Origin of the sequence: Streptomyces curacoi (assembly GCF_001513975.1) — a bacterium.
GTDB classification, from domain to species: domain Bacteria; phylum Actinomycetota; class Actinomycetes; order Streptomycetales; family Streptomycetaceae; genus Streptomyces; species Streptomyces curacoi.
Genome location: NZ_KQ947984.1, coordinates 1,103,701 through 1,117,380, shown reverse-complemented (window position 1 = coordinate 1,117,380; position 13,680 = coordinate 1,103,701). Strand labels below are relative to the sequence as shown.

Genomic DNA, 13,680 nt, shown 5'->3' with positions numbered 1-13,680 from the left:
CGGCTCCGCCGCATGGGCGCGACCAGCCCCACCGACCCGCAGCCGCGGCGAACACACACCACCCCACTCCATGGGCACTCTGTCAGTCCCCGTCCGTAGACTGACCTCGTGAGCGACCAGAACGAGCCCGACCCCCTCGACTCCTTCGAAGAGATCATCGCGACCGAGACCGACCGCGACCCCGACCTCGCGGTCATCGAGGCCGGCAGCCGCACCCTGCGCACCCAGGGCGGCCCGCCGAGCGCCGACGTGCCCGCGCGTCCGGAGGATCCCGAGGTCGACAAGGCCCTGCGCGAGGTCGAGGCGGAGCTGGCCACCCGCTGGGGTGAGACCAAGCTGGAGCCGTCGGTCAGCCGCATCGCCGCGCTCATGGACGTGCTGGGCGAGCCGCAGCGCTCGTACCCCTCCATCCACATCACCGGTACCAACGGCAAGACGTCGACCGCCCGCATGATCGAGGCCCTCCTCGGCGCCTTCGAGCTCCGCACCGGCCGCTACACCTCCCCGCACGTCCAGTCGATCACCGAGCGGATCAGCCTCGACGGCGCCCCGATCTCCGCCGAGCGCTTCATCGAGACGTACAACGACATCAAGCCGTACGTCGAGATGGTCGACGCCTCGCAGGAGTACCGCCTGTCCTTCTTCGAGGTGCTCACGGGCATGGCGTACGCCGCCTTCGCGGACGCGCCCGTCGATGTCGCCGTCGTGGAAGTGGGGATGGGCGGCTCCTGGGACGCCACCAACGTCATCGACGCCGATGTCGCCGTCGTGACCCCCATCGACCTCGACCACACCGACCGGCTGGGCGAGACCCCGGGCGAGATCGCCGGCGAGAAGTCCGGCATCGTCAAGCAGGGCGCCACCGTGATCATGGCTCAGCAGCCGGTGGACGCGGCCCAGGTGCTGCTGAAGAAGGCGGTGGAGGTCGACGCCACCGTGGCCCGTGAGGGGCTGGAGTTCGGCGTGGTGTCCCGTCAGGTCGCCGTCGGCGGGCAGCTGGTCACCCTGCGCGGACTGGGCGGTGAGTACACCGAGGTGTATCTGCCGCTGCACGGCGCGCACCAGGCGCACAACGCGGCCGTCGCCCTCGCCGCCGTGGAGGCGTTCTTCGGCGTCGGCGCCGCGCGGGCCGAGACGCTCGACATCGACACCGTCCGCAAGGCCTTCGCCGCCGTCGCCTCGCCGGGGCGGATGGAGGTCGTACGGCGGTCGCCGACCGTCGTGCTGGACGCCGCCCACAACCCGGCCGGCGCGCGGGTCACCGCCGAGGCGGTCGGGGAGGCCTTCGACTTCAGCCGGCTGATCGGGGTCGTGGGCGCGAGCGGCGACAAGAACGTCCGGGGGCTCCTGGAGGCCTTCGAGCCGATCTTCGCCGAGATCGTCGTCACCCAGAACTCCTCGCACCGCGCCATGGACGCCGACGAACTCGCCGCGATCGCCGTCGAGGTGTTCGGCGAGGAGCGGGTGCAGGTCGAGCCGCGGCTGCCGGACGCCCTGGAGGCCGCGATCACGCTGGCCGAGGAGGAGGGCGAGTTCGCGGGCGGCGGTGTGCTCGTCACCGGTTCCGTCATCACGGTCGGCGAGGCCCGGCTGCTGCTGAAGAAGGGCTGAGTCCGAAAGATGCGTACGCTCTGTTCCTCGACCCTGATCGGCGAGTTCTTCGTCATCGGCTTCGCCGGTCTGGTCGCCATGAAGGACCCCGACCTGTCCATGGCACAGGTGTGGACGGTCAGCGGCATCGCGATGTTCCTGTGCCTGGTGCTGTGCGGCCTGGTGACCCGCCCCGGCGGTGTCGTCCTCGGCTGGGCTCTCCAGATCGCCCTCATCGCCTCCGGGTTCGTCGTCCCGACGATGTTCTTCCTGGGCGTGGTCTTCGCGGCACTGTGGTGGGCTTCGGTGCACTTCGGGAGGAAAGTCGACGAGGCGAAGGCCCGATTCGCAGCGCAGAGTGACAAAACCAGCCCGTCCGGCGCTTGAGAGCGAGAGACCCACGGGGACGGCACCTGCGCAAGCTGACACTCCGTAACGGATGTCCAGCTCAGCCCTGTAACCTCATCCCACCGCACACCGGCAGTAAGAAGGAGCCCTCCCGTGACCCAGCGCACCCTCGTCCTCCTCAAGCCCGACGCCGTCCGTCGAGGCCTGACCGGCGAGATCATCAGCCGTATCGAGCGCAAGGCCGGCTGGCAGATCACCGCGCTGGAGCTGCGCACGCTGGACCAGGAGACGCTGGAGCAGCACTACGGCGAGCACAAGGGCAAGCCCTTCTACGAGCCGTTGGTGGAATTCATGGCCTCCGGCCCGGTCGTCGCTCTGATCGTCGAGGGCGAGCGGGTCATCGAGGGGCTGCGTCAGCTGGCCGGCCCGACCGACCCGATCGCCGCCGCACCCGGCTCCATTCGGGGTGATTATGGCGTGATCGTCCGCGAGAATCTCATCCACGCCTCCGACTCCGAGGAGTCCGCCGAGCGCGAGGTGAAGATCTTCTTCCCGGGCCGCGCCTGAGCCCGCCGACCCGGCCCGACCTGGGGCGGCCGTAGAAACCCGGCCGCCCTGCGGCATATGCGTGGCGATCGAGGGAACGAGTGCCCCCGATGGCCCGTCTCCACAAGCGGGGCGGCTCGTCATCTGATGACAATGGCGAAGACCCTCCCGCAGTGTTCGTGAAAGCGCGTCTACGATGGAAGCCTTCACGTCACAGCACCCACTTCGCCGACCTGAAAAGCTGTCAAAAAGCTCCCAGGAAGGCCAGACGAATCCTGATGGGGAACTCAATGTCGTTCATCGGCCGTGACATGGCTGTCGACCTCGGGACCGCCAACACGCTGGTGTACGTCAGGGGTCGCGGGATCGTACTCAACGAGCCGTCCGTCGTCGCGATCAACACCAACACCGGTGGCATCCTCGCGGTCGGTGCCGAAGCCAAGAAGATGATCGGGCGCACGCCCGGCAACATCGTTGCCGTTCGTCCGCTGAAGGACGGCGTGATCGCCGACTTCGAGATCACCGAGCGGATGCTCCGCTACTTCATCCTGAAGATCCACAAGCGGCGGTATCTGGCTCGTCCGCGGGTCGTCGTCTGTGTGCCCTCCGGCATCACCGGCGTCGAGCGCCGCGCCGTCATCGAGGCGTCGTCCCAGGCCGGCGCCCGCCAGGTGCACATCATCGAGGAGCCCATGGCCGCGGCCATCGGCTCCGGCCTGCCGGTCCACGAGGCCACGGGCAACATGGTGGTCGACATCGGCGGCGGCACCACGGAGGTCGCGGTCATCTCCCTCGGCGGCATCGTCACCGCCCAGTCCATCCGCGTCGCGGGCGACGAACTGGACAACGCGATCATCCAGCACATCAAGAAGGAGTACTCCCTTCTGCTGGGTGAGCGGACGGCCGAACAGATCAAGATCACGATCGGTTCGGCGTACGATCTCGATTCCGACGAGCACACCGAAATCCGCGGCCGGGATCTGGTCTCCGGGCTGCCGAAGACCGTCGTCATCTCCGCGGCCGAAGTGCGCAAGGCCATCGAGGAGCCGGTCAACGCGATCGTCGACGCGGTCAAGACGACCCTCGACAAGTGCCCGCCGGAGCTGTCCGGCGACATCATGGACCGAGGAATCGTTCTGACCGGCGGCGGCGCCCTGCTGCGTGGCCTCGACGAGCGGCTGCGCCGGGAGACCGGCATGCCGATCCACATCGCCGAGGACCCGCTGGACAGCGTCGCGCTCGGGTCCGGCAAGTGCGTCGAGGAGTTCGAGGCGTTGCAGCAGGTGCTGGACGCCCAGCCGCGCAGATGACGTAACTCTTCGATTCCGCCGTACGGGATGATCTCCTCTCGTACGGCGGATCGTTGATATAGAGGCATAAGCTTCCCGGAGAGCCTCGAAACCGCACAGACGACTTCGCTTCGAGTCCGTATACAAACTCCGCATGCAGAGCCCCTCGGGGGTTTCCCGGGGGTTTCCCGATTTCCTATGAGGAAGGGCACGGCCGCCGCACGTGAGGGACACACGAGAGAGCCGGCTGCTGCTGGTGCTGCTGGTCGCCATCGCGTTCGCGTTGATCACGGTGGACATCCGCGGCGGTGAGGATTCCCCTGTCGACGGCGCCCGGTCCGCCGCGGCCGCGGTATTCGGCCCGATCGAGAACAGTGTGTCCTCGGCGGTCGACCCGGTCGGCAACGCGGTCGCCGCGATCCGCGACTCCGGTGAGCGGCACGACCGGCTCGCCCGGCTGGAGCAGGAGAACGCCGCCCTCAAGGCGAAGCTCGGCAGCGACGACCGCAACCGCAGCCGGCTCAAGCAGCTCGACAAGATGCTGAAGATCGCCGGCGAGGGCCAGTACGGCATCAAGGGCGCCGAGGTCATCGCGATAGGAGCGGCCCAGGGCTTCTCCTGGACCATCACCATCGACGCCGGCGCGAACGACGGCATCCAGCGCGACATGACCGTCCTGAACGGCGACGGGCTGGTCGGGCGGGTCACCACCGTCGGCCCGAACACCGCGACCGTGCTCCTCGCCAACGACCCCGACTTCACCGTCGGCACCCGCATGGAGTCGACCGACGAACTCGGCTTCGCCTCCGGCCAGGGCGACCGCCCGCTGCGCGTCGAACTCCTCAACGGCAAGGCCGAGGTGAAGAAGGGCGACCGGCTCGTCACCTTCGGCTCGCAGGCCGACAAGCCCTTCGTGCCCGGCGTCCCCGTCGGCGTCGTCTCCCGTGTCGACCCGTCCGGCGGCAACCTGACCCGCACCCTCTACGTCACGCCGTATGTCGGCTTCAGCAAGCTCGACATCGTCGGTGTCGTCGTGCAGGCCCCCGCGAAGGACCCGCGCGACACGGTGCTCCCCGACAAACCCGAGCCGACCCCGACGCCTACCGTGACGGTCACCGTCACGCCGGGCGCCGAGGTCCCGGGCGACGGCCAGAACCAGCCCCAGGCCGACGGTCAGTACGAGCCTCAGGCCGACGGTCAGTACCAGCCCCCGGCCGACGGCCAGAACCAGTACGAGCAAGAGCAGTAGGAGCTGAAGCCTGATGCGCGTCAACCGAATCCTGCTCTCCTCCTCCCTGGTCGTCGTCGCCCTGGTGCTCCAGGTGAGCGTCCTCGCCCGCCTCCACCTCCCGGGTGCCGTCCCCGACCTGCTGCTGCTCACCGTGCTGGGCCTCGCCCTGGTCTACGGCCATGTCGGCGGCGCCCTCGTCGGCTTCGGCGCCGGCCTGCTCGCCGACCTCGCCCCACCCGCCGACCACGCCGCCGGCCGCTATGCGCTGGTGCTGTGCGTCATCGGCTATCTCGCCGGGCTCGTCAAGCCGGAGAACGGCCGGCTCAAGTCGGCCACCGGGCCGATGGTGGTCGTGGCCGCCGCCGCGATCGGCTCCACCCTGCTGTACGCCGGTGTCGGCGCCCTCGTCGGGGACACCGCCGCCCGCCATGTGGGCCTCGGCAGCCTGCTGTTCACGGCCGCGCTGTACGACCTGCTGCTCGCGCCGTTCGTGGTCCCCGGGATCATGGCGCTGGCCCGGCGCGCGGAGAACGACCCGCTCGCCGAGACCAACTCCCAGGCGAAGAAGCCCAACATCTCCTCCGGCTGGCTCTCCGGCGGCACCGGCCTGCGCATCGGCGGCCAGCGCGGCGGGCGCGGCGGGCTGGGCGGGCTGAAGGGCGGTCTGAAGGTGAAGGCGGTGCGGGCGCGGACGGCTCGCGCCGGGCGCATCAAGGGGGTCAAGCGGCTGTGATGTCAGGAGAGTTCACCGGATCGGGTGAGCCCGGGAGGAACCCGGCCGTGTGGGCCTGTCGTTCCTCACTCGTACACACACGCCGGCGTCCGTCACTCGTGCACCCACGTCGGCGTCCGTCACTCGTACATACACGCCGACGTCCGTCACTCGCATACACACGCTCGCGTTCGTCACTCGTACCCACGCCTTCGTACGCGCACTGAGAGGGGGAGACAGCCGCAGTGACCAACATCCCCGAGACCGGCCGGACGCCACGCGTCCAGATCCGGCTCGTCGTCATCCAGATCCTCGTCCTCTCCCTCCTCGGCACCCTCGGCGGACGCCTGTGGTACCTGCAGATCCGCGAGGGCGACGCCTACGCCAAGGAGGCGTCCGGCAACCACGTCCAGCAGGTCGTCCAGCCCGCCGTGCGCGGCTCGATCCTGGACGCGCGCGGAGTGGCGCTCGCCGACAACGAGACACGGCTCGTGGTCTCCGCCTCCCGCACCGACCTGCTGAAGATGCCGGACGACGGCAAGGCCGTCCTCACCAAGCTGGCCGGTGTGCTGGGCATGAAGCCCAAGGAGGTCATGGAGAAGGTCCGGCTGTGTGACGCCGAGACCCCGCAGCCGTGCTGGAACGGCTCGCCGTACCAGCCGATCCCCATCACCGACGAGGCCACCCCCAAGCAGGCCCTGCAGATCCGCGAGCGCGCCGAGGACTTCCCCGGCATCACCGCCGAACCACAGGCGCTGCGCCGCTACCCGAGCCCCGGCGAGGCCAACACCGCCCAGGTGCTCGGCTATCTCTCCCCGGTCACCGACGAGGAGCTCCAGCAGGCCCAGGACACCGACTCGCCCTATCTGCGCTCCGACCAGGTCGGCCGCTCGGGCCTGGAGCGCCAGTACGACAAGCAACTGCGCGGCAAGGCCGGCGTCACCCGCTACGAGGTCGACAACCTCGGCCGGGTCATCGGCCAGGCCAAGGCCGACCCCGCCGAGCCCGGCTCCAACCTCGTCACCAGCATCGACGCCCGGGTCCAGCGGGTCGCCGAGTACGAGCTGAACGACGCGATGAAGAAGGCCCGTGACGTCTGGGACCGCAACACGGGCGAGAAGTACAAGGCCGACTCGGGCGCGGTCGTGGTGATGGAGGCCAAGACCGGCCGTATCGTCGCCATGGCGTCCAACCCGACGTACGACCCGAACGCCTGGGTGGGCGGCATCTCCGCCAAGGACTACAAGAAGCTCACCGGCAAGAGCTCCAACTACCCGCTGCTCAACCGCGCGATCCAGGGCCAGTCGGCGCCCGGCTCCGTCTTCAAGGTGATCCCCACGGCCGCCGCGGTCAACGCCGGCTACTCCTTCGACGGCCCTTACCAGTGCTCGAGCTCCTACTCGATCGGCGGCCAGGTCTTCAAGAACTTCGAGTCCAAGGGATACGGCCCGATCAGCCTCGGCCGCGCCCTGGAGGTCTCCTGCGACACCGTCTTCTACCGGCTCGCCCACGAGGAGTGGAAGCGGGACGGCGGCACCAAGCCGAAGAAGAACGCCAACGACTGGTTCTACAAGACGGCCCACCAGTTCGGCCTCGGCGCGGAGACCGGCATCGACCTGCCCAACGAGGTCACCGGCCGCGTCCCCGACCGCCAGTGGAAGCAGGACTACTGGAAGGCCAACAAGGGCGCCTGGTGCAAGTACGGCAAGAAGGACGGCAGCTACGCCGAGAAGATCGCCTACGAGAACTGCCTCGAAGGCAACCGGATGCGCGCCGGTGACTCCGTCAACTACTCCATCGGACAGGGCGACACCCTCGTCACCCCCATCCAGATGGCCACCATCTACGCGGCCATCTCCAACGGCGGCACCCTCTACAACCCGACCGTCGGCAAGGCCGTCATCAGCGCCGACGGCAAGGCCGTCCGGGAGATCGAGCCCAAGGCGCACGGCAAGCTGCCCATGAGCAGGCAGACGCTGGCCCAGATGGACGAGGCCCTTGAGGGCGTCGCCACCCGCGGTACGGCCGCGTGGCGGTTCGCGAACGACGGCTGGCCGCAGGACAAGATCCCGATGCACGCCAAGACCGGTACGGCGGAGGTCTACGGCAAGCAGACGACCTCGTGGTTCGCGACGTACACCAAGGACTACGCGATCGTCATGACGATCTCTCAGGGTGGTACCGGTTCCGGCGCCTCCGGTCCGGCCGTGCGCAACATCTACGACGCGCTGTACGGCGTCGCCGACGACGGCACCATCGACAAGAAGAACGCGCTGCTGCCCAAGCCGCAGAAGAGCCTGCCGAAGGTCCGGACGGACGGGACCATCACCTCGCCCAAGGTCTCCAAGGACCCGGCGAAGGAACAGCGGGCCAGCCAGAAGGACGAGACCGCGCCGGACGAGCAGCAGCTCGCCGGGACGGTGGCGTCGCCCACGCCGGAGAACCGGGACACTCGGCGCAGGCGACGCAGGAACCGCGGCCGGGGAAGCCGGAGGATGCTCACATGACCGGCGCCAACAGCTTCCAGGTCTCCGGGTACGGGCCGGAACGGGCGGGCTGGACCCGCCTCTTCGCCCGCGACTCGCTCGCCCGCAGGCTCGACTGGCCGATACTGCTGTCGGCGTTGGCCCTGTCGCTGCTCGGCACGCTCCTCGTCTACTCGGCGACCCGTAACCGCACCGAGCTCAACCAGGGCGACCAGTACTACTTCCTGGTCCGCCATCTGCTGAACACCGGCATCGGCTTCGCCCTGATGGCCGGCACGGTCTGGCTCGGCCACCGCACCCTGCGCACGGCCGTGCCGATCCTGTACGGCGTCTCGGTCTTCCTGATCCTGCTGGTGCTCACCCCGCTCGGCTCCACCATCAACGGCGCCCACTCCTGGATCAAGCTCCCCGGCGGCTTCTCGCTCCAGCCCTCGGAGTTCGTGAAGGTCACGATCATCCTGGGCATGGCGATGCTGCTGGCGACGAGAGTGGACGCGGGGGACAAGCAGTACCCCGACCACCGCACGGTGGTGCAGGCCCTCGGCCTGGCAGCCGTGCCGATGCTCATCGTGCTGCTCATGCCCGACCTCGGCTCGGTCATGGTCATGGTGGTGATCGTGCTGGGCGTGCTGCTCGCGTCCGGTGCCTCCAACCGGTGGGTCTTCGGGCTGATCGGCGCGGGGACGATCGGCGCGATCACGGTCTGGCAGCTGGGCGTCCTGGACGACTACCAGATCGCCCGCTTCGCGGCCTTCGCCAACCCCGAACTGGACCCGGCGGGCGTCGGCTACAACACCAACCAGGCACGTATCGCGATCGGTTCCGGCGGGCTGATGGGCGCGGGGCTGTTCCACGGCTCGCAGACCACCGGACAGTTCGTGCCGGAGCAGCAGACCGACTTCGTCTTCACCGTGGCGGGCGAGGAACTGGGCTTCGTCGGCGGCGGACTGATCATCGTCCTCCTGGGCGTGATCCTGTGGCGGGCCTGCCGGATCGCCCGCGAGACGACCGAGCTGTACGGGACGATCGTGGCGGCGGGGATCGTGGCGTGGTTCGCCTTCCAGGCGTTCGAGAACATCGGGATGACGCTGGGGATCATGCCGGTGACCGGTCTGCCGCTGCCGTTCGTGTCGTACGGCGGGTCGTCGATGTTCGCCGTGTGGGTGGCGGTGGGGTTGCTGCAGTCGATCCGGGTGCAACGGCCGATGTCCGCCTAGCCGCTGCGACGGGCCGGGGCCGGGGCCGGTGGCCCTGCCTCCGGCCCGCCCGGTGCCGCGTTGCCGGCACCCTTCGGGCCCCCGGGGTTCCTGGCCGGTGAGCCCTGTTGTCGCCTCGTGACTCCCACTAGATTCGGTCCATGGCGGACACGAAGCGCGAGATCGAGCGGAAGTACGAGTCCGACGACAGCGGCCTGCCCGACCTGACCGGCGTCGCCGGGGTGGCGGCCGTCATCGACAAGGGGGTCGCGCACCTGGACGCCACCTACTACGACACCGCGGACGAGCGTCTCGCCGCCTCGTCGGTCACCCTGCGCCGCAGGACGGGCGGTTCCGACGCGGGCTGGCATCTGAAGTTCCCCGTCGCCCCGGGTGTCCGGGACGAGATCCGGGCCCCGCTGTCCGACACCCTGCCCCGCGCCCTCGCCGGCCTGGTCCGCTCCCGGGTCCGGGATGCCGAGCTGCTGCCCGTGGTCCGGCTGCGCTCCGACCGTGACGTACGTGATCTCGTCGACGCCGACGGCCGGGTGCTGGCAGAGGTCGGCGTGGACGCGGTACGCGCCGAGCGGCTCACCGGCGGTGGCACCGCCCAGTGGACCGAGATCGAGGTGGAGCTGGCTGACGGCGGTGACCCGGCGTTCCTCGACAAGGTGGAGAAACGGCTGCGGAAGGCGGGCGTGCGGCCCTCCTCCTCGGCGTCGAAGCTGGCGCGGGCCCTGGCGGAGACGGCACCCAGGAAGAAGCGGGGCGGCAAGGGGCGGGTGACGAGAGAGCCGGTGACGGCCGGTGATCACGTTCTCGCCTACCTGCGCGCCCAGCGGGACGCCATCGTCGAGCTGGACCCCGCCGTCCGCAGGGACGTGTACGACTCGGTGCACGGGATGCGGGTCGCCACGCGCAGGATGCGCAGCGCCTTCCGGTCGTACGGCAAGGTGCTGGACCCGGCCGTGACCGGCCCGATCGCCGAGGAGCTGAAGTGGCTGGCCGCGGAGCTGGGCGTCGACCGGGACCAGGAGGTGCTGACCGAGCGGCTGACGGGGGCCATCGACGACTTGCCGCGCACCCTGGTGTCCGGGCCCGTGCGCACCCGGCTGCGCACCTGGTCGCACGCCCGCAGCGGCGGATCACGGCGGCGGCTCGTCGCCGTACTGGACGGAAAGCGGTATGTGCGGCTGCTGGAGAGCCTCGACGCCCTGGTCCAGCGGCCGCCCCTGCTGAAGGCGGCCGGCGGGAAGCCGGGCAAGGTGATCGGCACGGCCGTGCGCAAGGACTTCGGGAGGCTGTCCGGGCTGGTCGAGCGGGCCCTCGCCCTGCCACCGGGCCAGGACCGCGATCTCGCCCTGCACGAGGCCCGCAAGGAGGCGAAGCGGACGCGGTACTCGGCGGAGTCCGCGGTGCCGGCGCTGGGCGATCCGGCCGCCGGGCTGGTGCGGTCGATGAAGAGCCTGCAGTCCCTGCTCGGCGACCACCAGGACAGCGTGATGGCCCGGGAGGCGCTGCGGCAGCTGGCGCGGCAGGCGCACGCGGCGGGGGAGAGCTCGTTCACCTACGGGCTGCTGTACGGGTACGAGGAGCGGCGGGCGGCGGCGGACGAGGCGGAGCTGCCCCGGGCCTGGGCGGAGATCAAGGCGCGGGCCGCGGTCTGAGCGTGCGGGGGAGGGCTCAAGGCCCGGGCCGCGGTCTGAGCGTGCGGGGGGCCGTCGCGGTCGCGTTAGGCTAGATGGTCACCCCTGTCAGTTCAGTCCAGCTCACGAAGGTTCGCGACATGCCTGCCGAAGCCGCTGCGGCCGCCGAGTCCGTGTTCCCGCAGCTCGAAGCTCTGCTCCCGCATGTGCAGAAGCCGATCCAGTACGTCGGTGGAGAGCTCAACTCCACGGTCAAGCCGTGGGAGTCCTGTGACGTCCGCTGGGCGCTCATGTACCCCGACGCGTACGAGGTCGGACTGCCCAACCAGGGCGTCATGATCCTTTACGAGGTCCTGAACGAGCAGGAGGGCGTCCTCGCCGAGCGCACGTACAGCGTGTGGCCGGACCTGGAGGCGCTGATGCGGGAGCACGGCGTCCCGCAGTTCACGGTGGACAGCCACCGCCCGGTGAAGGCCTTCGACGTACTGGGCCTGTCCTTCTCCACCGAGCTCGGCTACACGAACATGCTCACGGCCCTGGACCTGGCGGGCATCCCCCTGGAGTCCAAGGACCGGACCATCGACGACCCGATCGTCCTGGCCGGCGGCCACGCGGCCTTCAACCCCGAGCCGATCGCCGACTTCATCGACGCCGCCGTCATCGGCGACGGCGAGCAGGCCGTCCTCGACATGACGCGGATCATCCGCGAGTGGAAGGCGGAGGGCCGCCCGGGCGGTCGCGAGGAGGTGCTGTTCCGCCTGGCCAAGACCGGCGGCGTGTACATCCCGGCGTTCTACGACGTCGAGTACCTCCCCGACGGCCGTATCGCCCGTGTCGTACCGAACAAGTCGGGTGTCCCGTGGCGTGTGTCCAAGCACACGGTCATGGACCTCGACGAGTGGCCCTACCCGAAGCAGCCCCTCGTCCCGCTCGCGGAGACGGTCCACGAGCGCATGTCGGTGGAGATCTTCCGCGGCTGCACCCGAGGCTGCCGTTTCTGCCAGGCCGGCATGATCACGCGCCCCGTGCGGGAACGCTCGATCACGGGCATCGGCGACATGGTCGACAAGGGCCTGAAGGCGACGGGCTTCGAGGAGGTGGGCCTGCTGTCCCTCTCCTCGGCCGACCACAGTGAGATCGGCGACATCGCGAAGGGACTGGCCGACCGCTACGAGGAAGACAAGATCGGCCTCTCCCTGCCGTCGACCCGCGTGGACGCCTTCAACATCGACCTGGCGAACGAGCTCACGCGCAACGGCCGCCGCTCGGGCCTGACCTTCGCCCCCGAGGGCGGCTCGGAGCGCATCCGCAAGGTCATCAACAAGATGGTCTCGGAGGACGACCTGATCCGCACGGTCGCCACCGCCTACGGCAACGGCTGGCGCCAGGTGAAGCTGTACTTCATGTGCGGCCTGCCGACCGAGACCGACGACGACGTCCTGCAGATCGCCGACATGGCGACCAAGGTCATCGCCAAGGGCCGCGAGGTCTCCCGCTCGAACGACATCCGCTGCACGGTCTCGATCGGCGGCTTCGTCCCCAAGCCCCACACCCCGTTCCAGTGGGCCCCGCAGCTGAGCGCCGAGGAGACGGACGCCCGGCTGGAGAAGCTCCGCGACAAGATCCGCGGCGACAAGAAGTACGGCCGCTCCATCGGCTTCCGCTACCACGACGGCAAGCCGGGCATCGTGGAGGGCCTGCTGTCCCGCGGCGACCGCCGGATCGGCGCCGTCATCCGCGCGGTCTACGAGGACGGCGGCCGCTTCGACGGCTGGCGCGAGCACTTCTCGTACGACCGCTGGATGAGCTGCGCCGAGAAGGCGCTGGCCCCCTTCGGCGTCGACGTCGACTGGTACACCACCCGCGAGCGCACCTACGAGGAGGTCCTTCCCTGGGACCACCTGGACTCGGGGCTGGACAAGGACTGGCTCTGGGAGGACTGGCAGGACGCCCTCGACGAGACCGAGGTCGAGGACTGCCGGTGGACGCCGTGCTTCGACTGCGGGGTGTGCCCGCAGATGGACACGCACATCCAGATCGGCCCGACCGGCAAGAAGCTGCTGCCTCTGACGGTCAAGAACGCCGCGACGGCGTCGAGCGGGCACTCGCACTGAGGCGAGCGGGGCCCTCGGCCGGGTGGTCGGGGGCCCTCTGTTCTTGGAGCTGAGGGTGCGAGCCGCTCACCGGAGTGGGCAGGCCCACCGCCGGCGCGGGCTTCGTCGGGGCCTTCGAGCCCCGTGCCGACATGGGCCGAGACGTCACGGGAGGGTGTCGCCCAGGCGGCCGTCCGCGCGGTCGCGCGCAATGGGCCCTGGTCAGCCCGATCTTCGTGCCGATGTTCATGCTCCTGGACATCCCGCCCGAGGTGACCCAGGCGGTCTACCGCATCGCCGACTCCTGCACCAACGCGGGCACCCCGATGAGCGCCTACTTCGTCATGACCCTGGGCGTGATCCAGCGTTACCGCCGCTCGGCCGGCATCGGCACGCTGCTCTCCCTGACCCTGCCGCTGTGCCTGGCCATGCTGGCGGCCTGGACGCTGCTGTTCTACGCCTGGTGGGCGCTGGGCATACCACTCGGGCCGGGAGTCCCCGTCCGCTGACCGTCACCGCACGTCCGTACGTCCGAGGAGAGCC

Annotated in this window: 10 protein-coding genes and 1 pseudogene; all 11 read left to right on the top strand. The window is 69.6% G+C overall.

What is annotated here, in order from left to right:
* The first annotated feature begins 108 nt into the window (after positions 1–108).
* The gene (gene folC / locus AQI70_RS04910) at positions 109–1,611 is read left to right on the top strand and encodes a bifunctional tetrahydrofolate synthase/dihydrofolate synthase (protein WP_062144567.1); all 1,503 of its coding nucleotides are present in this window, start codon (positions 109–111) and stop codon (positions 1,609–1,611) included.
* 9 nt (positions 1,612–1,620) lie between these two features.
* A complete protein-coding gene (locus AQI70_RS04905) occupies positions 1,621–1,977 on the top strand; it encodes a DUF4233 domain-containing protein (protein WP_062144565.1) in 357 nt (118 codons plus the stop codon).
* A 114-nt stretch (positions 1,978–2,091) separates the two neighbouring features.
* Positions 2,092–2,505: a nucleoside-diphosphate kinase gene (ndk, locus tag AQI70_RS04900; RefSeq protein WP_004001296.1), complete on the top strand. Its 414-nt coding sequence runs from the start codon at positions 2,092–2,094 to the stop codon at positions 2,503–2,505.
* A 269-nt stretch (positions 2,506–2,774) separates the two neighbouring features.
* Positions 2,775–3,794: a rod shape-determining protein gene (locus AQI70_RS04895; RefSeq protein ID WP_004001297.1), complete on the top strand. Its 1,020-nt coding sequence runs from the start codon at positions 2,775–2,777 to the stop codon at positions 3,792–3,794.
* 202 nt (positions 3,795–3,996) lie between these two features.
* The gene (mreC, locus tag AQI70_RS04890) at positions 3,997–5,022 is read left to right on the top strand and encodes a rod shape-determining protein MreC (RefSeq protein WP_062144563.1); all 1,026 of its coding nucleotides are present in this window, start codon (positions 3,997–3,999) and stop codon (positions 5,020–5,022) included.
* 13 nt (positions 5,023–5,035) lie between these two features.
* Positions 5,036–5,737: a rod shape-determining protein MreD gene (gene mreD / locus AQI70_RS04885; RefSeq protein ID WP_062144561.1), complete on the top strand. Its 702-nt coding sequence runs from the start codon at positions 5,036–5,038 to the stop codon at positions 5,735–5,737.
* 224 nt (positions 5,738–5,961) lie between these two features.
* Positions 5,962–8,223 (top strand): penicillin-binding protein 2, encoded by a 2,262-nt coding sequence (mrdA, locus tag AQI70_RS04880; RefSeq protein ID WP_062144559.1) that lies wholly within the window; start codon positions 5,962–5,964, stop codon positions 8,221–8,223.
* Complete coding sequence (rodA, locus tag AQI70_RS04875) at positions 8,220–9,419, top strand: rod shape-determining protein RodA (protein ID WP_062144555.1); 1,200 nt, start codon at positions 8,220–8,222, stop codon at positions 9,417–9,419. The genes mrdA and rodA overlap by 4 nt, the downstream gene beginning before the upstream one ends.
* Positions 9,420–9,559: 140 nt before the next feature.
* Positions 9,560–11,065 carry a CYTH and CHAD domain-containing protein gene (locus AQI70_RS04870; RefSeq protein WP_062144552.1) on the top strand — a complete coding sequence of 502 codons (1,506 nt, stop codon included), beginning with the start codon at positions 9,560–9,562 and terminating at the stop codon, positions 11,063–11,065.
* 119 nt (positions 11,066–11,184) lie between these two features.
* A complete protein-coding gene (locus AQI70_RS04865) occupies positions 11,185–13,158 on the top strand; it encodes a TIGR03960 family B12-binding radical SAM protein (RefSeq protein WP_062144549.1) in 1,974 nt (657 codons plus the stop codon).
* Between the two features lie 179 nt (positions 13,159–13,337).
* Positions 13,338–13,646 (top strand): annotated as a pseudogene (locus AQI70_RS04860) (AbgT family transporter); the annotation flags it as partial.
* Positions 13,647–13,680: the final 34 nt, after the last annotated feature.

What these genes read in the sequence shown, in the direction of transcription:
- AQI70_RS04905 (WP_062144565.1), top strand. Translation starts at nt 1,621, where the DNA reads ATGCGTACGCTCTGTTCCTCGACCCTGATCGGCGAGTTCTTCGTCATC.
- AQI70_RS04895 (WP_004001297.1), top strand. Translation starts at nt 2,775, where the DNA reads ATGTCGTTCATCGGCCGTGACATGGCTGTCGACCTCGGGACCGCCAAC.
- mreD (WP_062144561.1), top strand. Translation starts at nt 5,036, where the DNA reads ATGCGCGTCAACCGAATCCTGCTCTCCTCCTCCCTGGTCGTCGTCGCC.
- rodA (WP_062144555.1), top strand. Translation starts at nt 8,220, where the DNA reads ATGACCGGCGCCAACAGCTTCCAGGTCTCCGGGTACGGGCCGGAACGG.
- AQI70_RS04870 (WP_062144552.1), top strand. Translation starts at nt 9,560, where the DNA reads ATGGCGGACACGAAGCGCGAGATCGAGCGGAAGTACGAGTCCGACGAC.
- AQI70_RS04865 (WP_062144549.1), top strand. Translation starts at nt 11,185, where the DNA reads ATGCCTGCCGAAGCCGCTGCGGCCGCCGAGTCCGTGTTCCCGCAGCTC.